Consider the following 19099-nt stretch of genomic DNA (forward strand, 5'->3'; position numbering starts at 1 on the left):
GCCCAAGGTAAGCCCGCGCGCCGCGTTTCCCAAGCCCGTCACGAAATCTTCGTCACCCGATGAGGGAAGAGATCGTGGCGGTCGTGCCGGTCATGGCGCCGCGCAGCTTGCCGGCGACATAGACGTCCATGGCCGCCGGATCGCCGACCTCCACCGACACGCCCTTGTTGTTCGGCGCCCGGTAGGCTTCGCCCGGCGACAGGGAGCGGGCGAAATAGACCGAGCCATCCGCGCCGCGGACGATCAGGGTGGTGGCCCTGCGGGCCTGGAAGGTGACCGTCGAGGCGCTGGCGTCGGCGCCCAGGATCGCGCCCCGGGGCACGAACGGCGTGCCCGGCGAGACGGCGGGGCCGGCGTTGGCCGCGGCGGCGACTTCGGCGTCCTTGCGGAGCTTCTGGGCGGCGGCGGCGGCGTCGGCCGAGCCGTCGGCGGCGGCCGCGGCTTCAAGGCCGGGCGTCTTGTAGACTTCGGGCGTCGAGGCCTCGACCGGCGCCGGCAGCGGCGCGCCGAGCGGCACGGTGCCGGACGGACCCGCCGGCGCGGCGCTGGCCACGCTCTCGGGCGCTGTCGGCGGCGGCGGGGCGTCTTCGCTGATGGCGCGCTGGGCGATGTTCCACAGCACGATGGCCGCGACGATCAGAACGCCGCCGGCGATGATCATGCCCATGCGGGGATCACGCTCGCGGCGGACGCCGACCGGCGCGCGCAGCGGCTCGTCGGGATCGGGCGAGGACTCCTTGAAGCGGTTCACCGCCTCTTCGGGGTCGAGGTCGAGATGTTTGGCGTAGGCCTTGATGTAGCCCAGGGTGAACGGCCGCGAGGGCAGTTCCTCGAGCCGCATGTCCTCGACGGCGGCCAGATAGGTGCGACGGATGCGGGTGGCGTCGGAGACGTCCTGCAGCGACAGGCCGCGGAACTCGCGCGCCGCCTTCAGCGCCGCGCCGATGTCGGGTCCGTAGTACAGTGAAGGCTCCTCGGTCGGACCATAGTGGTCAGCCGGATCCATATCCCCCGAACGAAACAGTTGCGTAACCCCGCCAGAATCGAGCGGCATGGCTACCGACGCCCCCACATACCCGCGCCACGCGAGAGCGCGGCGCACCGTTGTTCCCTTACGACGGGAACTGTTAACGCAGCGTTCTGGGTATCAAAATAACGTCCGGAATTCAATGTGCTAATCCGTCGCTGGTGGTTAACCGTCAGACGGCGACGTACAATTTCCGGGCCAGTGTCTCGATCTCGTTGCGCACCGAACCCGAGGTGCCCCGGATCAGGGTCTCGACTCCCCGGCGAGCGGCTTCCCGGTCAAGGGAAAGCACCATCTGCTTGACCGGCCCGATGCCGGCCGGCGGCATCGACAGGCGATCGAAGCCGAGCGCCACCAGGGCGAAGGCTTCCAGCGGCCGGCCGGCCATTTCGCCACAGACGGAGACCGGCGTTCCCGTTTCGGCACAGGCGTCGCCGATCTGCTTCAGCGCCCGCAGCGCCGGGGGCGACAGCGGGTCGTAGCGGTCGGCCACGCGCGGGTTCCCGCGGTCGGCGGCGAACAGGTACTGCATCAGGTCGTTGGTGCCGACGGAGACGAAGTCGGTCATCGGCAGCAGGGCGTCCAGGTGCCACAGCAGCGACGGCGCCTCGATCATCGCCCCGACGTCCAGCCGCGAGGGCGCGGCCCGGCCGCGGCGCTGCGCCCAGGCCAGTTCGGCGTCGACGAAGGCCCGGGCGGCGCGGAACTCGTCGACGCTGGCCACCAGCGGGAACATGATCCGCAGCGGCCGGCCGTGGGCGGCCCAGATCAGCGCCCGCAGCTGCAGCCGCAGCAGGGCGGGGCGGTCGAGGCCCATGCGCACCGCGCGCCAGCCGAGGGCCGGGTTCTCCTCGCGCTCCAGCTCCATGTAGGGCAGCAGCTTGTCGCCCCCGAGGTCCAGGGTGCGGAAGGTCACCGGCATGCCGTTGGCGGCGTCCAGCACCTTCTCGTAGAGCGCCCGCTGGGCGTCGAGGCGCGGCATGTCCTCGGCGACCATGAACTGGAACTCGGTGCGGAACAGGCCGATGCCCTCGGCCCCGGTCTCGCCGAGAATGTCGAGGTCGACGGCCAGGCCCGCGTTCATCAGCAGGGTGACCTTCGAGCCGTCCTTGGTGAAGGCCGGGGTGTCGCGCAGCCGGGCGAACTGGGCCCTGCGCTGGGCGCGGACCTCGAGGCGGCTGTTGAGCGCCTTCACCACGTCCGGACGGGGCCGCAGGAAGGCCTCGCCGGTCTCGGCGTCGACGATCACCGCGTCGCCCTGGGAGACCTTGTCGCGCAGGCCGGCCAGACGGCCGACGCAGGGGATGTCCAGGGCGCGGGCGACGATGGCGGCGTGGCTGGCGGTCGAGCCCTCTTCCAGCAGCAGGCCCTTGAGCCGCGTGCGGTCGTATTCCAGCAGGTCGGCGGGCCCGAGATTGCGCGCCACCAGGATGGCGTCGTCGGGCAGCTCGCGCGAGACGATGCCGTCGCCGGTCAGGTGGCGCAGCAGGCGGTCGTTCAGGTCCTCGAGGTCGTGCAGCCGCTCGCGCAGATAGGGGTCGCGCGCCTGGCCCAGCCGGGCCCGATGCTCGCTGCGCACGCGCTCCACGGCCGCCTCGGCGGTCAGGCCCGACCGGACGGCCTCCTGCAGCGACCGGTTCCAGCCCCGGTCGTGGGCGAACATGCGGTAGGTCTCGAGCACCTCGTAGGGCGCGCCGACCAGGCCGTGGTGGCCCTCGAGCATGCCGTCGATCTGGGTCTGCAGGGCGGCGATCGCCGCCGACAGGCGCAGTTCCTCGGCCGCCGCGTCGTCGGACAGCAGCTGTTCGGGCGCCACCGGATGGTCGTGCAGCACCACGGTGCCGTAGGCCAGGCCGTCAGCGAACTTCGCACCCTTGAGCCGCTCGGGCTTGTGGGGCGCGATCTCGACGTCCTTGAGCGCCTCGTTGCTCAGCAGCTCGCCCGCGCCGACCATCTCGGCCAGCACCATGGCGATGATCTGCAGGTCCTCGACCTCTTCCTCGCCGTAGGTGCGCTCGGTGCGGTTCTGCACGACGAGCACGCCGATCGGCCGGCCGCCGCGCAGCAGCGGCACGCCGAGGAACGAGTGATAGGGGTCTTCGCCCGTTTCCGGACGATAGGCGAAGGCTGGATGGTTGGGCGCGTCGCTGAGGTTCAGGGGGCGACCCAGGCGGACGATCTCGCCGACCAGGCCCTCGCCCGACTTCAGCCGGGTGACGTGGACGGCGTCGCTCGACAGGCCCTCGGTGGCGAACAGTTCCAGCTCGCCGCCGGCGCGACGCAGATAGATCGAGCAGACCTCGGCGACCATCGACGCGGCGATGATCCGCACGACCATGTCGAGCTTGACCTGGGCGGGCGCGTCGCCGGCCATGGCTTCGCGGATCTGCCGAAGCAGACTGCGCGGACCACGAATGGCGAAGCTCGACGCGACCATGGGGCCTATGTGTTCTCCCGTCCTGAGCGGCGCCTATAGCAGATTTCCGCAGCGGAACAGTGACCCCGACCGTGCAAAAGCCGTCAACCATCCACATTCAGCGGATGATCGATGAGCGCCGGGTAAATTGCCGCGAAATCAGGCTGATCGAAGGCGCCGGACCGCGCCGACGGGGCTAGAGCTGGTCGAGTCCGTAGGCCGCGTGCAGGGCGCGCACGGCCAGTTCGGTGTAGGCCTCGTCGATCAGCACACTGATCTTGATCTCGCTGGTCGAGATCACCTGGATGTTGACGCCCTTTTCGGCCAGGGCGGTGAACATCGTCTTGGCCACGCCGGCATGGCTGCGCATGCCGACGCCGATGACCGAGACCTTGGCCACGTCCTCGTTGAGCTGGACATCCTCGAAGCCGATCTCGGCCCGGCCGGCGTTGAGAATCTCGACGGCCCGGGCGGCGTCACGCTTGCCGACGGTGAACTCCATGTTGGCCGCGCCCTCGCTGCGGGCGTGGCTCTGGACGATCATGTCGACGTTGACGTTGGCGTCGGCCAGCCGGCCGAAGATCTTCGAGGACACGCCGGGCGTGTCCGGCAGGCCGAACAGGCTGATCTTGGCCTCGTCGCGGCTGTAGGCCACGCCGCTCACGATGCGCTTTTCCACGATCTCCTCCTCGTCGCAGACGATGGTGCCCTGTCCGGGCGCTTCGCCCGGCTCGACGAAGCTGGACAACACGCGCAGCGGAACGTGCTGCGACATGGCCAGTTCGACAGACCGGGTCTGCAATACCTTGGCCCCCAGCGACGCCATCTCGAGCATCTCCTCGTAGGAGATGCGCGCCAGCTTGCGGGCCTTGCTCTCAATCCGCGGATCGGTCGTGTAGACGCCGTCCACGTCGGTGTAGATGTCGCACGCGCCGCCCAGGGCCGCGGCGATGGCCACGGCGCTGGTGTCCGAGCCGCCCCGGCCGAGGGTCGCGATGCGGCCGTCGCGGGTCACGCCCTGGAAGCCGGCGATCACGGCGATCTCGCCCGCGTCCATCGCGGCGGCCAGCTTTTCCGGCGGAATCTCGTCGATGCGGGCCCGGCCGTGGGCGTCGTCGGTCAGGATCGGGATCTGCCAGCCCAGCCAGGAGCGGGCATTGAGGCCCATGTTGCGCAGGGTCATGGCCAGCAGGCCGGCGGTCACCTGTTCGCCGCTGGCGACCACCATGTCGTATTCGTCGTCGCTGGCGGGCAGGCCTTGCGCGGCCGCGCCGGCGCCGTCGGTCCAGGCGACCAGCTCGTTGGTTTTGCCGGCCATGGCCGAGACCACCACGGCGACCTGCTTGCCGGTCGCGACCTCAGCGGCCACCAGCCGGCCAACGCGACGGATCCGTTCCAGGTCGGCCACCGAAGTGCCGCCGAATTTCATCACCAGCCGTGACACGTCAGGCCGCTCGCCCCCTCGTTTGGCGGTTTTTTCTTGCCGAAGCGGCGTTACGAACCCCGCACCCGCGCAAGAGGTCGCCTTCTAGCGAGGCTTTCGCGGCGCCGCAATGCGCCAGATTGCGCCGACACGCATCCCGTCGACGGCCAGCTCCCGGCGCACTAGATAGAGGTCATGGCCACAGCCTCCGCAGAACTCCGCAGCAGCGTCGATCCGGCAGACGTCGAACGCTTTTCCCGCATCGCCGCCGAATGGTGGGATCCGCACGGCAAGTTCGCGCCGCTGCACAAGTTCAACCCGATCCGGCTGGGCTTCATCCGCGAGCAGGCGCTTGCGCGGTTCGGCCGGGACGGCTGCCTGCGCCGGCCGTTCGAAGGGCTGAAGCTGCTCGACATCGGCTGCGGCGGCGGGCTGCTCAGCGAGCCGATGAGCCGGCTGGGCTTTGCGGTCACCGGCGTCGACGCCTCGGAGCGCAACATCGGCACGGCCTCGACCCATGCGGCCGAGCAGGGCCTCGACATCGCCTACCGCGCCTCGACGGCCGAACAGCTGCTGGCCGAGAAGGCCGGGCCGTTCGACGTGATCCTCAACATGGAGGTGATCGAGCATGTGGCCGATCCGGGCGAGTTCCTGCGCACGACGGCGAAGCTGCTGGCGCCGGGCGGCATCATGATCGTCGCCACCCTGAACCGGACGCTGAAGGCCCTGGCCCTGGCCAAGATCGGCGCCGAGTACGTGCTGCGCTGGGTGCCGGCGGGCACGCATGACTGGAAGCAGTTCCTGACGCCGGCCGAGCTGCGTTCGTTCCTCGAAGGTCATCCGTTCGACATCGCCGGGCCGTTCGGGGTCTCCTACAACCCGTTGCTGGGCAAGTGGGTCCGCTCGTCGGACGCCGAGGTCAACTACATGATGACCGTGACCCGTCCGGCGAAATGACCATCCGCACGGCCCGTCTCAGGCTGGTCCCGGCGCTGTACGGCGACCTGCTGGCGGTCGGGCTGGGCGAGGATGTGCTGGCCCAGGGCCTCGGCGTGGCCATCGCCGCCGACTGGGCCGGGGCGGACGCCATGGACGCCATCGCCCGCACCCGCGACCGGCTGGCCGACGATCCCGAGCTGGCCCGGTGGTGGATGCACTTCATCATCCACGAGGCTGACAACACCCTGATCGGCCTCGGCGGCTTCAAGGGCGCGCCCGAGCATGGCCAGGTCGAGATCGGCTACGAGATCGCGCCCGGCTACCGCCTGCGCGGCCTGGCGACCGAGGCGGCCCGCGGCATGGTCGACCACGCCCTGGCTGACCCGCGCGTCGACCATATCCTGGCCCACACCCTGCCCGAGGAAAGCGCCTCGACGACCATCCTCCGCCGGCTGGGCCTGCGGTTCATCCAGGCGCTGGTCGATCCGGACGACGGCCCGATCTGGCGGTGGCGGCTGGATCGGGCGGGGTAGGGTGCGTCCTTCGAGACGCGGACCTGAGGGTCCGCTCCTCAGGATGACGAACAAAAATGCCCGTCATGGTGAGGAGCGAGGCATCAGCCGAGCGTCTCGAACCACGCACGCCGCTTCACCGATAGTCCGTCGCCGACACCATCCGCCGCGCGCTGTTCAGCTGGTCGGCGATCTGGGCCGACAGGTCGTAGTCCTCGTCGAGGAAGCCGCCCTTGAGCCGGTAGGCGCCCTGTTCGAAACAGCGGGCCGCCGTGGCCAGCATCATCGAGACGCTGTCGAAGACGATCTCGTGCTCGTCCTCGCCGGGCAGGAACTCGACCACGCAGCCGTAGTCGTCGGACTCCGTGTCGCAGATCACCGCCAGGTAGCCGCCGCCGCCGTCGGCGAGGATCGGAAACCAGCTGGCGGGCCAGAGGTCGGCGAGACCGGCGAAACCCCTGTAGTGGTCGGCCGCCTCGGCGATCGGCATCCAGTAGTGGCCGGGGATCACATGGCCGTCGCCGAGCGTGCGGCCGACCGGCAGGTCGACGCCGTCGTGGCGGCCATACATGGCGACCAGGTCCTCCGGCGCGCGGCCGGCCACGGCCACGGCGTCCTCGACGTCATAGGGGGCGATGCCCGGCTGCAGCATGTCGACGGCGGGACGGTTCAGCCGGCGCAGCTGGGCCGTCAGGGCGTCGACCTGCTCGAACACCAGCATCATCTCGCTCATCGGGTACGTCGCCGCATTTAATTCACTTCCGACTTTTTCGGTGGGGCCGGCGGCAGGGCGGCGACGGGCACGCCGTCCTCGACCAGCGCCTTGACCTCGGTGGGCGTGGCCTCGCCATAGATGCCGCGCTCCTCGCTCTTGCCCTCATGGATGGCGCGGGCCTCGCGGGCGAACGCATCCCCGACGTAGTCGAAGTTCTCCTCGACATGGGCGCGCACCTTGCCGAGCGCCTCCATCATCATCTGGCGGGCCTGGGGCGGCAGGTCGGCGCCGCTCTTCTGCGCCTTGGTGCCGGCCACGGCCGGGGCCATGATCTGCTTGCGCACGGCCTTGCTGGCGCAGACCGGGCATTCCAGCAGGCCGCGCGCGGCCTGGTCGTCGAAGTCCGCCGAGGCGCCGAACCAGCCCTCGAACGCGTGGTCGTGCTCGCAGGTCAGGGCGTACTTGATCATGGTCCGGTAAACGCGCGGGCGTTGGCGAGGGCGGGGATCGCGCCGCGGGCCTTGTCGGCCAGCGACAGGTCCAGATCGGCGATCAGCACGCCGGGCTCATCGTGGTCCAGCCGGCCGATCACCTCGCCCCAGGGGGCGACCACGGTCGAGTGGCCCCAGGTGCCGCGGCCGTCCTCGTGGAAGCCGCCCTGGGCCGCGGCCAGCACGAAACTGCCGGTCTCGATCGCCCTGGCGCGCAGCAGCACCTCCCAGTGAGCTTCGCCGGTCGGACGGGTGAAGGCGGCGGGTACGGTCATCACCGTCGCCCCGGCCAGGGCCAGGGCCCGGTACACGGCCGGAAAGCGCATGTCGTAGCAGATGGTCAGGCCCAGCCGCGCACCGTCGATGTCGGCCGTCACCGCCCGGTCGCCGGGCTCGTAGGTCGCCGATTCCCGCGCCGTCTCGCCGGTCGGCAGGTCGACGTCGAACATGTGCAGCTTGTCGTAGGTCGCGGTGATCCCGCCCTTCGGATCGATCAGAACCTGGCGGTTGGCGGCCTTGCCGTCCTCGCGCTTCACCAGCGCCGAGCCGACGTCGATCCACACGCCGAGCTCGGCGGCCAGCGCCCGCAGGCCGTTCACCACCGGGTCGTCGGCCAGCAGCGTCAGCTGCGGCAGCAGCCTGTCCCGGTTCCGGTCGAGGATGTTGGTCCCCTCCGGCGTCAGGATGAAGGTCGCGCCCTGGCCCGCCGCCTCGCGCACCAGCGGGAGGACGTGCGCCAGCGCGGCCGCGTGGCCGGCCGGCGTGCGGGTCTGGATCAGGCCGACGCGCAGGGTCATGCGGCCAGCAGGGCGTCCAGCTTGCCGTCCCGGTCGAGGGCCAGCATGTCGTCGCAGCCGCCGATGTGCGCATCGCCGATGAAGATCTGCGGGAAGGTGGCGCGGCCGCCGGACTTGCTGATCATCTCGTTGCGCAGGGCCGGGTCCATGCCGGCCTCGATTTCGGTGTAGTCCGCGCCCTTTTCGCCGAGCAGGCTCAGGGCGCGGGCGCAGTAGCCGCAGAAGGGGCGGGTGTAGATGGTGACGTGGGCCATGGTCTCTCAACGCTCACAGGGTTCGGGGTTCATATAGTGGTGTCCGCGCCGGCGCGCACCTTGGCGATGACGGCGAGGTCGACGGCCGCCGCGCCGGCCGCCTTGAGCGCCCGCGCGCAGGCGTGGGCGGTGGCGCCGGTGGTCAGGACGTCGTCGACCAGCAGAACGCGCCGCCCGGCGATGCGGTCCCGCCGGCCGGGCGGCACGGCGAAGGCGCCGGCGACGTTGCGCCGTCGTCCGCCGGCCGACTTGCCGCCCTGGCTTTCGGTGCGCCGGATGCGGGCGAGGGCGTCCGGGGCCACCGGCACGCCCGCCAGCGCCCCTAGCGGCCGGGCCATCTCGGCCACCTGGTTGTAGCGCCGCGACAGCAGCCGCCAGCGATGGAGCGGCACGGGCACGATGACCTCGGCCGTCGCCAGCAGCGGTCGGGCCGACCGCAGCAGCCAGCGGGCCAGAACCGGCGCGAGGTCCGTCCGGTCGGCGTGCTTGAGCTTGAGGACCAGGTCGCGGCTGTGCTCGTCGTACAGGCAGGCCGCCCGCGCCCGGTCGAAGGCGCGCGGCCGGGCCGTGCAGGCCGGGCAACGGATGCCAGGGCCGGGGTCGTACTCCCAGGGCGCGCCGCAGCCGTCGCACACCGGGTCCTCGAGAAAGGCGATGCGGCTCCAGTGGTCGGCGGGCAGGCCGCCGGTCAGGGCCGGGACGCCGGCGGCGTCCAGCGGCGGCAGCAGGAGGTCGAGCAGCGCCCGTCCCGCGCCGACGATGCGAGGTCCCGGTTTCAAAAGCGGCCGCGACAGGCCATCTTCCGCGCGCATGACCGCCAGCCCTCCCATCCTGTTCGACCGCGCCCTGCATCGGCGCCGCCTGGAACGCGCCGCGCCCGGCTATGGCGCCGCCGACTTCCTCAAGCAGCGGGCGGCGCAGGACGCGGTGGCGCGGCTGGAGGTGATCATGCGTCGCTTTCCGCTGGCCGTCGACCTGGGCGCCCGGCACGGGGCCTTCCGCGCGGCGCTGGCGACCAGCGATGCGGCGGCCAAGATCGACCTGCTGATCGAGACCGACCTGTCGGAGGCCATGCTGCGGGATCGCCCCGGCCTGCGACTGGTGATGGACGAGGAGCTGTCGGCCTTCGCGCCCGGGAGCCTCGACCTGGCCGTCTCTACCCTGGCGCTGCACTGGACCAACGACCTCGTCGGTTCGCTGATCCAGATCCGCCGCTCGCTGAAGCCCGACGGACTGTTCATCGGCGCGATGCTCGGCGGGGCGACCCTGACCGAGCTGCGCCAGTGCCTGCTGGAGGCGGAGGCGGAGATCAGCGGCGGCGCCGGCCTGCGCGTCTCGCCGTTCGCCGACGCCTTCGACGCGGCCGCCCTGCTGCAGCGGGCGGGGTTCGCCCTGCCGGTGGCCGACGTCGACAGCGTCACCGTGCGCTACGCCCATCCGCTGGCCCTGCTGCGCGACCTGCGGGCCATGGGCGAGACCAATGTGCTGCGGGAGCGGCCGCGCCGGCCACTGACCCGCCGCGTGCTGCTGCGGGCGCTGGAGCTCTACGGCCAGCGCTTCAGCGGGCCGGACGGAAAGGTCACGGCGACGTTCGAGATCCTCACCCTGACCGGCTGGGCCCCGCACGAAAGCCAGCAGAAGCCGCTCAAGCCCGGCTCGGCGAAGATGCGGCTGGCGGATGCGCTGGGCACGGTGGAGCGGAAAGCGCCGCGATAGTTCGCGGCAAATCAGGGGACAGGATACTCATTTCCGATGCGCGGGCGGATCGGTCTGCGTAGGAAATGAGTATCCTGTCCCCTGATTTGTGACGGCGGGATCAGTTGATCGCCGCCGCGATGGCGTCGCTGACGTACTGCATCTTGGCGGTGGTCTTGCCGCCGAAAACCGTCACCGAGGTGACGATGACCAGGAACACCAGCGAGGCGATCAGGCCGTATTCGATGGCGGTGGCGCCGGACTCGTCGCGCCAGAACCGGCTCAGATGAGATCGCGCAGGAACGCGACCAGCGGCGCGTCGGCCGGCGGCATCGGATAGTCGGTCAGCTTGTCGGGCTTCACCCACGCCAGCGCCTCATGCTCCAGCGCGGTGACAAACCCGTCCCAGCGCCTGCACAGGTACAGTGGCATCAGCAGGTGAAACGAATCGTAACCGTGGGACGCGAAAACGAACGGGGCCAGGCAGGCCTCGGTCACGTTGATGCCCAGCTCTTCCTTCAGCTCACGGATCAGACAGGCCTCCGGCGTCTCGCCGGCCTCGACCTTGCCGCCCGGAAACTCCCACAGCCCGGCCAGCTGCTTGCCCTGCGGCCGGCGGCAGATCAGCACCCGGCCGTCGACGTCGATCAGGGCCGCGGCGGCGACCAGCAGGATGGATTTGGCGGGGGCGTCTTGGGTCATCTCCATCGCCCTACCAGCCACACTGGCGCCACGCCAGCCGATCAGACAGGCGACAGGGCGTGATCCTCTGCTATGGAACCCCCACCACATGACAGGAGCCCCGCGATGGCCACGCTGACCCTCGACCGCTGGAACCTCTCGATCGGCGACGACCAGCCGCTGGTCGTCATCGCCGGGATCAACGTCATCGAGGACCTCGACCTGGCGCTCAACACGGCCCGGACGCTGAAGGCCATCTGCGCCGACCTCGGCCTGCCCTATGTGTTCAAGGCCAGCTACGACAAGGCCAACCGCTCCTCGCTCAAGAGCTATCGCGGGCCGGGGCTGGAGAAGGGCCTGGCGATCCTCGCCGAGGTCAAGGCGAAGGTCGATGTGCCGATCGCCACCGACATCCACACGGTCGAGGAGTGCGAGCCGGTCGCCGCCGTGGCCGACCTGGTGCAGATCCCCGCCTTCCTCTGCCGCCAGACCGACCTGGTGGTCGCCGCCGCCCGCGCCACGAAGGCCGCCGGCGGCTTGCTGCACGTCAAGAAGGGCCAGTTCCTCGCCCCTTGGGACTGCAGGAACATCCTCGACAAGGTCAAGGAAGCGACCGGCGGCGGGCTGGACATGACCATCCTCTGCGAGCGCGGCAACTCGTTCGGCTACAACAACCTGATCGTCGACATGCTGGGCATCGGCGAGATGAAGAAGCTGGGCGCGCCGGTGACCATCGACGCGACCCACGCGGTGCAGCTGCCCGGCGCCGACCCGCGCACCGGCGGCGCCTCGACCGGCGGCCGCCGCGACGGCGTGTCGGTGATCGCCAAATCGGCCGTGGCGGCCGGCGCCGACGGCGTGTTCCTCGAATTCCATCCGGACCCGGACAAGGCCCTGTGCGATCCGCTCAGCTGCCTGCCGCTGGACGGCGCGGCGCAGCTGCTGGCGACGCTGAAGGCCGTGCACGCCGCGGTGCGGTAGCACATTACCCGCTCATCCCGGCGAAGGCCGGGACCCAGGTGTTTTTGAAACAGCGGCGCACCGTCCAAGCAGCCGCTGGCCTTGCCTGAACCGTGAGCCGAAGCTCTGAAAAAGCCTGGGTCCCGGCCTTCGCCGGGATGAGCGGGAGTTTAAAGCGCCGTCGCCTGCTGCGGATGCTTAGGCGAGCAGGAACTGTAGATCGCCTTCAGCCGGACCATGTCGGCCTCGTAGTCGCCGGTCGGCAGGATCGCTTCGCCCAGACTGACCACCTTGCGCCTGTAGTCCATCATCCCGCAGACCATCGGCACGCCGGCGCCCATGGCGATGTGGTAGAAGCCGGTCTTCCACTGGCGCGCCTTGCCGCGCGTGCCCTCGGGCGCGATCGTCAGCATGAACTCGTCACGTCTGGCGAACTCGGCGACCATCGCCCCGACCATGTCCTTCGACTGCGCCCGGTCGACCGGGATGCCGCCCAGGTCCTTCATCATCTTCGCGAACGGCCAGCGGAACAGCGCCGCCTTGCCGATGAAGCTGAGCTTGAGGTTCAGCGCGTCGGCCCCGCCGATGAACCAGACGAAGTCCCAGTTGCTGGTGTGCGGCGCGGCGATGATGACGAACCTGCGCGGGATCGGCGCCGTGCCCTCGACCTTCCAGCCCCGCCATTGAAACCAGGTCGACAGCGCCCATCGCACTGTCCGCGCAAGCCAGCCCATAGTGTGACGTCCTCCCCAGGATCGGATCGACCCTATCGGATGAGGAGGCCTTCGGGAATCGGCCGTGCGCGGATTAGCTCCGGTAGTCGCCGTTGATCGCCACGTACTCCTTGGTCAGGTCGCAGGTCCACATCGTGGCCGAGCCCCGGCCGACGCCGACGTCGACGCTGACCTCCAGCTCCGGCTTCTTCATGTAGGCGCTCATCTTCGCCTCGGAGTAGGTCGGCGAGACGAGGCCGTCCTGGGCGGCGACCAGCTTGCCGAACATGACCTTGATCCGGTCGCGGTTGACCGGCTCGTCGGCGCGGCCCACGGCCATGACGATACGGCCCCAGTTGGCGTCCTCGCCGGCGAAGGCGGTCTTGACCAGCGGGCTCTCGGCGATGGTGCGGGCGATCTTGCGGGCGCTGGCCGCGCTCTCGGCGCCGCTGACGTTGATCTTGACGAACTTGGTGGCGCCCTCGCCGTCGCGGACCAGCTGCATCGCCAGGTCGAGCAGCACGGCTTCCAGCTTCTCGCGGAAGTCGGCCAGCCGGTGGTCGCCGGCCCGGCTGATGCGCGTCGCGCCCGAGGCGCCGGTGGCGAACAGCAGCAGGGTGTCGTTGGTCGAGCGGTCGCCGTCGACCGTCACGGCGTTAAATGTCGTGCGGGTGTAGAGGCTGACCAGGGTCTGCAGCGCCTTGGGCGCGATGGCCGCGTCGGTGGCGACGAAGGCCAGCATGGTCGCCATGTCCGGCGCGATCATGCCCGAGCCCTTGGCGATGCCGTTGATGCGCACCGTCTTGCCGTCGATCCGCGCGGTGCGGGTCGCCCCCTTGGGGAAGGTGTCGGTGGTCATGATGGCGCGGGCCGCGTCGGCCCAGGCGTCGTCGCTCAGCCGGTGCTCGATGTCGGGCAGGCGGGTGGTGATCTTGGCGTCGTCGAGCAGCACGCCGATGACGCCGGTCGAGGCCATCATCACGTCGCGCTGGCGGCAGTCGAAGCGCTTGGCCACGGCCCCGGCCACGCGGCGCACGGCGTCCGCCCCGGGCTTGCCGGTGAAGCTGTTGGCGCAGCCGGCGTTGACCACCAGCGCCTGCACGCCCTCGCCGCCGGAGCTGTCGAGCTGCTTCTTGCACCAGTCGACGGGCGCGGAGCCCACGCCGTGACGGGTAAACACGCCGCCGCAGCTGGTGCCCTTGGCGAAGCGCATGACCATCAGGTCGGGGCGCTCGTGCTTGTAGAAGCCGGCCCGGCCGATGCCGATCTGCACGCCGCCAATGGGGGGCATCTTCGGGAAGGGCGTGGCCAGCGGCGAGACGGCGAGGCCCGGCTTGCCCGGCGGGGCGGCGGGCTCGGGCTCGGCGGCGGCGGCCTTCTCCGGACGCTTGGCGGTCGCGCGCTTGAGCGCCGAGGCCAGCGGGTCGAGGGCGCTCTGCACGGCGTGCCCGACGATCTCGGCGGGCTTGGCGGCGGCTTCCAGGGCGCGGGCCGGAGTCAGCTTCGCGGTCTCGGGCTTCGGCTTCGAGGGCGGACGGGTCATTTCTTCGGCGGCGTGGCTGGAGCGGCGGCCTTGGCCGGGGGCGTGGCGGGAGCAGCGGCGGCGGCGTCCGGGGCGGCCGTCGCCGGCGGCGGGGCGGGCGGGGCCGAGGCCGGTTCGCGCGGCGCGCCGGGCACGTCCTGCGGCTTGCCCAGCAGCACCTGCACCTTGGCCGTGGCGCGCAGCTTCTCGAGCAGGTCGCGGACCTTGTCGTAGGTCAGGAAGCGGACGATCTGCGGCCGGGCGGCCTCGAAGGTGATCGGGGCCTCCTGGCGCTTCTCCTCGACCTTCACCAGGGCCCAGCCGCCCTCGACCGCGAACGGGCCGATCAGGTCGCCGGGCTTGGCGTCCTTCAGCGCGGCGACATAGGGCTCGGGCATCACGTCGAGGGTGAAGTAGCCGCCGATGTCGCCGCCGCTGAAGCGGGTGGCGGTGTCGGACGAGCGCTCCATGGCCAGGGCCTCGAACGAGGCGCCGGCGGCCAGCAGCTTCTTGATCTGCTCGGCCTCGGCCTGGGTGGCGACGACGATCTGGCGGGCCTTGATCTCGTCGCTCTCCTTCGAGAGCCGCAGCTGTTCCTGGTAGAGCTCGCGGATGGCCGAGGGCGTCACGGCCTTTTCGACCACGCTCTCGACCAGCATGTCGCCGAGGATCCGCTCGCGGGCGGCGGCCAGGCGGCGCTGGGCGACGGGATCGCGGTCCAGCTTGCGCTTCAGCGCCTCGGCGGCCAGCAGCTTCTGGTCGACGACCTCGTCCATCACGCGGCGGAACAGGTCCGACGAGGTGTCGAGCGGCTCGCCCTCGCTGATCAGGCCCTGGGCCACGGCCTCGCGCTTGACGTCGGACGACCAGACCGTCTTGCCGTCGATGCGCGCGACCGCGACGTCGCCGGCCTGCGGCGGCTTCTCGTTGCCTTCCTGGCGCCCGCAGGCGGCCAGCGTCAGCGCCACCGTCAGGGCGATGACCACGCCCCATACGCCGGTCGTAGCGGTCTTCATGGCGGACAGTTCTCCACGCGAGCCTCAGGCTCCGGTCCTAGCGCGCTTTCGGGCGAAGGGAAATGCGGCTCGCCCGGAGGAGGCGGGGATGGGGGCGCCGACGCCAATCAGGGATGGGCGGGGACAGGTTAAGCTGTCCCTTGGGAGTGCTTAACCTGTCCCCGCCGGACGCGCACCGATCGCGGCCAGGAATTCGGCATCCCCGAGCGGTCGGCTCGCCGACTCCGCCGCACGCAGCGCGGCGAATTCGGGAGCGTCCGCCCCCGCCGGTTCAAGCGCGTCGGCGAAGCGTTCGATCCTGGACAGGAGGGGGGCCACCACCACGAGCCCGTCGCTTCGTCCGGCCAGATGCGCCCGGACGCTCGACCAGGGCCAGTCCTCCGCTCGCGCTACCAGACGAGCGCGCACCGGGTTCAGGGCGACGTAGCGAAAGGCGGTCAGCAGGTGGCTTTCGTCCATGACCACGGAGGCGAACCGGGCCTGAAACAGGTGGCCGCTCCAGCCGTGGCGGGCATTGATCATCGCGGTATACCGACGGTGCGTCTGGCCTATCGACTTCGCCATGCCCGGTTCATCGGCGGGGGTCAGGATCAGATGGACGTGATTGGGCATCAGGCAGTAGGCCCAGACCGCCACCCCGTTGCGCCGGGTTTCATGCGCCAGCAGCTGCAGATAGCGCGCCTCGTCGCCGGGCTCGAAGAATATGGGTTCGCGGCGGTTGCCACGTTGGGTCACGTGGTGGGGGAGGTTGGGAACGACGATGCGGGATGAGCGCGCCATGAATACAATTTCAAGGAGTATTATGCCTCAGGTCAACCCTATCCGCGTGGGAAGCCGCGGCGGGGACAGGTTAAGCAGTCCCGAGTCCCGGGGGACAGCTTAACTTGTCCCCGCGCCCGCGCGCGCTGTGGCGTCGGGGCGAGACTCTCAGGACCGATACTCCCGGGACATCGCGGGACAGCACCGGGACTTCCGGCCCGCCCCGGGAAGTGACGCAACGGCGCCACGCCGCGGCGGCCGCGCCACGCCCTCTCGTTGACACTGGGGGACCCGCTGCTTAAGTCTCCCCCGCGCTTGAACGGGCGGAAATCCGTGCGCCCGAAAGGGCTTGCACGAACAGCCAACCGCCGCGCGCACGCCAGTTTCACCGGATCTCCCTACGCATGCTCGGCTTCGCCAAAACCCTCTTCGGCTCTTCCAACGACCGCAAGGTCAAGCAGTTCATGGGGCGGGTCGCGAAGATCAACGCCCTGGAGCCGGAATACGCGGCGCTCAGCGAGGAGCAGCTGCGGGCCAAGACCGACGAATTCAAGGCCCGGCTGGCGGCCGGCGCGACGCTCGACGACCTGATGACCGAGGCCTTCGCCCTGGTCCGCGAAGCGGCCAAGCGCACCCTCGGCCAGCGTCACTACGACGTGCAGATGCTCGGCGGCATGGTGCTGCATCGCGGCGGCATCGCCGAAATGCGCACCGGTGAAGGCAAGACGCTGGTCGCGACCCTGCCGACCTACCTGAACGCCCTCGAGGGCAAGGGCGTCCACGTCATCACGGTCAACGACTACCTGGCCAAGCGCGACGCCGAGTGGATGGGCCAGATCTACCGCTACCTCGGCCTGACCGTGGGCGTGATCGTCAACGGCCTGAGCCAGGCCCAGCGCCAGGAAGCCTACGGCAGCGACATCACCTACGGGACGAACAACGAGTTCGGCTTCGACTACCTGCGCGACAACCTGGTCTACGACGCGGGCGAGATGGTCCAGCGCGGCCACAACTTCGTCATCGTCGACGAAGTGGACTCGATCCTGATCGACGAGGCCCGCACGCCGCTGATCATCTCTGGCCCGACCGAGGACCGGTCCGAGTTCTACCGGGCCATGGACATCGTCGTGAAGGCCCTGATCAAGGAAGAGGGCATCTACGAGCACGACGAGAAGCAGAAGCAGGTTCTGCTGACCGAGCGCGGCTCGGAGCGCGTCGAGGAGATCCTGCAGGAGAGCGGCCAGCTGGCCCCGGACTCCGCCGGCCTCTACGACCCGGTCAACATCTCGGTGGTGCACCACATCAACCAGGCCCTGCGGGCCAACGTGCTGTACACCAAGGACAAGGACTACATCGTCAAGGCCGGCGAGGTGATCCTGATCGACGAGTTCACCGGCCGCATGATGACCGGCCGCCGCCTGTCCGAAGGTCTGCACCAGGCCATCGAGGCCAAGGAAGGCGCCGAGATCCAGCCCGAGAACCAGACCCTGGCCTCGGTGACGATCCAGAACTACTTCCGCCTCTACAAGAAGCTGTCCGGCATGACCGGCACGGCCGCGACCGAGGCCCAGGAATTCCTCGACATCTACAAGATGGATGTCACCGAGATTCCGACCAACCGCCCCGTCCAGCGCATCGACGAGGACGACGAGGTCTATCGCACCGCCGACGAGAAGAACCGCGCCATCCTCGCCCAGATCGAGGACTGCCATCGCCGCGGCCAGCCGATCCTGGTCGGCACGGTGTCGATCGAGAAGTCGGAAGTGCTGTCGGAACTGCTGTCGAAGCATGAGTTCGAAATCGACGGCAAGAAGATCAAGGGCATCCCGCACAACGTGCTGAACGCGCGTTATCACGAGCAGGAAGCCTATATCGTCGCCGACGCCGGCTTCCCCGGCGCGGTGACCATCGCCACCAACATGGCCGGCCGCGGCACCGACATCCAGCTCGGCGGCAACGTCGAGATGCACATGGCCAAGTGGCGCCAGGACCAGCTGGGCCTCGGCCTGGCGGTCGACCACGACGCCGAGATGGAAGAGAAGCACCGCTTCGAGGCAGAGATCGCCGAAGCCAAGCAGAAGGCGCTGGCCGCCGGCGGCCTGTACGTGCTGGGCACCGAGCGCCACGAGAGCCGCCGTATCGACAACCAGCTGCGCGGCCGGACGGGCCGTCAGGGCGACCCCGGCAAGTCGAAGTTCTTCCTCTGCTGCGAGGACGACCTGCTGCGCATCTTCGCCGGCGACCGGCTGGACGCGATCATGCGCTCGTTCGGCGTCCAGGACGGCGAGGCGATCACCCACAAGTGGCTGAACAAGGCCATCGCCACCGCCCAGAAGCGGGTCGAGCAGCGCAACTACGAGATCCGCAAGAACCTGCTCAAGTACGACGACGTCGTGAACGACCAGCGCAAGGCCGTGTTCGAGCAGCGCCAGGAGTTCATGGAGGCGACCGACCTCGGCGAAGTCGTCGCCCAGATGCGCCAGGACGTGATCGACGACATGATCGCCCGCGACCTGCCGCCGAAGGCCTATGCCGAGCAGTGGGATATCGACGACCTCGACGAGCGTGTGCGCACGACCCTGGGCCTGGAACTGCCGCTGCGCGAGTGGGCCGCCGAGGAAGGAATCGCCAACGAAGAGATGCGCGACCGCCTCGACGAGGCCGCCAACGCCCGCGCGAAGGCGCGCGAGGAGCTGGTCTCGCCCGAGCAGATGCGCGGCTTCGAGAAGAACTTCCTGCTGCAGATGATCGACATGCAGTGGCGTGAGCACCTGGTCCACCTGGACCACCTGCGCAACGTCATCGGCCTGCGCGGCTATGGCCAGCGCGACCCGCTGAACGAGTACAAGACCGAGGCCTTCAGCCTGTTCGAGAAGCTGCTGGTCGACCTGCGCACCAACGTCACGCGCTGGCTGATGACGGTCGAGTTCCAGTTCGCCGATCCCGAGCCCGACCTGCAACCGCTGAACTTCCAGGAGGTCCACATGGACCCCCTGACCGGCGAGAACGAGCGGGCCCTGTCCTTCGCCAGCGCCGGCGCGGACCTGTCGGGCGAGCAGCGCGCGGCCCTGCCGATCTCGGCCCTGCCGGCCGGCTGGGAACGCACCAGCCGCAACTCCGACTGCCCCTGCGGCTCCGGCCGCAAGTTCAAGCACTGCCACGGCAAGCTGATCTAGGGA

At 69.8% G+C, this 19099-nt stretch carries 19 protein-coding genes; 5 read left to right on the forward strand and 14 right to left on the reverse strand.

Annotated features, from left to right (window positions below):
- Window positions 1-52: 52 nt before the first annotated feature.
- The 3 genes from AC1RN0_RS00475 to AC1RN0_RS00485 all read right to left on the reverse strand — a co-directional run bounded on the left by AC1RN0_RS00475 (window position 53) and on the right by AC1RN0_RS00485 (window position 4887).
- Window positions 53-1006, reverse strand: a complete 954-nt coding sequence (locus AC1RN0_RS00475; RefSeq protein WP_492785458.1) for a helix-turn-helix domain-containing protein — start codon at window positions 1004-1006, stop codon at window positions 53-55.
- Window positions 1007-1199: 193 nt separating this feature from the next.
- The gene (gene ptsP / locus AC1RN0_RS00480) at window positions 1200-3464 is read right to left on the reverse strand and encodes a phosphoenolpyruvate--protein phosphotransferase (protein ID WP_492785459.1); all 2265 of its coding nucleotides are present in this window, start codon (window positions 3462-3464) and stop codon (window positions 1200-1202) included.
- Window positions 3465-3639: 175 nt separating this feature from the next.
- Window positions 3640-4887, reverse strand: a complete 1248-nt coding sequence (locus AC1RN0_RS00485; RefSeq protein ID WP_492785460.1) for an aspartate kinase — start codon at window positions 4885-4887, stop codon at window positions 3640-3642.
- Window positions 4888-5061: 174 nt separating this feature from the next.
- Between AC1RN0_RS00485 and ubiG the strand changes: the two genes are divergently transcribed.
- Window positions 5062-5823 carry a bifunctional 2-polyprenyl-6-hydroxyphenol methylase/3-demethylubiquinol 3-O-methyltransferase UbiG gene (gene ubiG, locus AC1RN0_RS00490; protein ID WP_492785461.1) on the forward strand — a complete coding sequence of 254 codons (762 nt, stop codon included), beginning with the start codon at window positions 5062-5064 and terminating at the stop codon, window positions 5821-5823.
- The gene (locus tag AC1RN0_RS00495; protein ID WP_492785462.1) at window positions 5820-6338 is read left to right on the forward strand and encodes a GNAT family N-acetyltransferase; all 519 of its coding nucleotides are present in this window, start codon (window positions 5820-5822) and stop codon (window positions 6336-6338) included. Before ubiG ends, AC1RN0_RS00495 begins: the two co-directional genes overlap by 4 nt.
- Before the next feature lie 115 nt (window positions 6339-6453).
- On the opposite strand, the gene AC1RN0_RS00500 is transcribed toward AC1RN0_RS00495, so the two are convergent.
- From AC1RN0_RS00500 to AC1RN0_RS00520, 5 genes are read right to left on the reverse strand one after another with little or no spacing between them, the layout of a single operon-like run.
- The gene (locus tag AC1RN0_RS00500; RefSeq protein ID WP_492785463.1) at window positions 6454-7050 is read right to left on the reverse strand and encodes an SMI1/KNR4 family protein; all 597 of its coding nucleotides are present in this window, start codon (window positions 7048-7050) and stop codon (window positions 6454-6456) included.
- Window positions 7051-7067: 17 nt separating this feature from the next.
- The gene (locus AC1RN0_RS00505) at window positions 7068-7502 is read right to left on the reverse strand and encodes a DUF1178 family protein (protein ID WP_492785464.1); all 435 of its coding nucleotides are present in this window, start codon (window positions 7500-7502) and stop codon (window positions 7068-7070) included.
- A complete protein-coding gene (locus tag AC1RN0_RS00510; protein WP_492785465.1) occupies window positions 7499-8320 on the reverse strand; it encodes a carbon-nitrogen hydrolase family protein in 822 nt (273 codons plus the stop codon). The genes AC1RN0_RS00505 and AC1RN0_RS00510 overlap by 4 nt, the downstream gene beginning before the upstream one ends.
- Complete coding sequence (grxC, locus tag AC1RN0_RS00515; RefSeq protein WP_492785466.1) at window positions 8317-8574, reverse strand: glutaredoxin 3; 258 nt, start codon at window positions 8572-8574, stop codon at window positions 8317-8319. The genes AC1RN0_RS00510 and grxC overlap by 4 nt, the downstream gene beginning before the upstream one ends.
- A 29-nt stretch (window positions 8575-8603) precedes the next feature.
- Entirely contained in the window at window positions 8604-9386 is a 783-nt protein-coding gene (locus AC1RN0_RS00520) for a ComF family protein (protein ID WP_492785467.1), read from the reverse strand.
- On the opposite strand from AC1RN0_RS00520, the gene AC1RN0_RS00525 reads away from it, so the two are divergent.
- Window positions 9385-10290 carry a methyltransferase domain-containing protein gene (locus tag AC1RN0_RS00525; RefSeq protein WP_492785468.1) on the forward strand — a complete coding sequence of 302 codons (906 nt, stop codon included), beginning with the start codon at window positions 9385-9387 and terminating at the stop codon, window positions 10288-10290. The two genes, AC1RN0_RS00520 and AC1RN0_RS00525, sit on opposite strands and share 2 nt — an antisense overlap.
- A gap of 100 nt (window positions 10291-10390) precedes the next feature.
- On the opposite strand, the gene AC1RN0_RS00530 is transcribed toward AC1RN0_RS00525, so the two are convergent.
- The gene (locus AC1RN0_RS00530) at window positions 10391-10636 is read right to left on the reverse strand and encodes a Flp family type IVb pilin (protein ID WP_492785469.1); all 246 of its coding nucleotides are present in this window, start codon (window positions 10634-10636) and stop codon (window positions 10391-10393) included.
- Window positions 10552-10971, reverse strand: a complete 420-nt coding sequence (locus AC1RN0_RS00535; RefSeq protein ID WP_492785470.1) for a (deoxy)nucleoside triphosphate pyrophosphohydrolase — start codon at window positions 10969-10971, stop codon at window positions 10552-10554. Before AC1RN0_RS00535 ends, AC1RN0_RS00530 begins: the two co-directional genes overlap by 85 nt.
- Window positions 10972-11076: 105 nt before the next feature.
- Here AC1RN0_RS00535 and kdsA point away from each other — a divergent pair, with 105 nt between their 5' ends.
- Complete coding sequence (gene kdsA / locus AC1RN0_RS00540) at window positions 11077-11931, forward strand: 3-deoxy-8-phosphooctulonate synthase (protein ID WP_492785471.1); 855 nt, start codon at window positions 11077-11079, stop codon at window positions 11929-11931.
- 149 nt (window positions 11932-12080) lie between these two features.
- Here the strand turns inward: kdsA and AC1RN0_RS00545 are convergent, their stop codons facing one another.
- The 4 genes from AC1RN0_RS00545 to AC1RN0_RS00560 all read right to left on the reverse strand — a co-directional run bounded on the left by AC1RN0_RS00545 (window position 12081) and on the right by AC1RN0_RS00560 (window position 15941).
- Window positions 12081-12644 carry a lysophospholipid acyltransferase family protein gene (locus tag AC1RN0_RS00545; protein ID WP_492785472.1) on the reverse strand — a complete coding sequence of 188 codons (564 nt, stop codon included), beginning with the start codon at window positions 12642-12644 and terminating at the stop codon, window positions 12081-12083.
- A gap of 73 nt (window positions 12645-12717) precedes the next feature.
- On the reverse strand, window positions 12718-14166 hold the full coding sequence (gene argJ, locus AC1RN0_RS00550; protein WP_492785473.1) for a bifunctional glutamate N-acetyltransferase/amino-acid acetyltransferase ArgJ: 1449 nt from the start codon (window positions 14164-14166) through the stop codon (window positions 12718-12720).
- Window positions 14163-15161, reverse strand: a complete 999-nt coding sequence (locus AC1RN0_RS00555) for a peptidylprolyl isomerase (RefSeq protein ID WP_492785474.1) — start codon at window positions 15159-15161, stop codon at window positions 14163-14165. Before AC1RN0_RS00555 ends, argJ begins: the two co-directional genes overlap by 4 nt.
- Window positions 15162-15311: 150 nt before the next feature.
- Entirely contained in the window at window positions 15312-15941 is a 630-nt protein-coding gene (locus AC1RN0_RS00560) for a transposase (protein ID WP_492785475.1), read from the reverse strand.
- Between the two features lie 383 nt (window positions 15942-16324).
- Between AC1RN0_RS00560 and secA the strand changes: the two genes are divergently transcribed.
- Window positions 16325-19096: a preprotein translocase subunit SecA gene (secA, locus tag AC1RN0_RS00565; protein ID WP_492785476.1), complete on the forward strand. Its 2772-nt coding sequence runs from the start codon at window positions 16325-16327 to the stop codon at window positions 19094-19096.
- The last annotated feature ends 3 nt before the right edge of the window (window positions 19097-19099 follow it).

Source organism: Caulobacter sp. GW821-FHT12F03, from assembly GCF_058806855.1.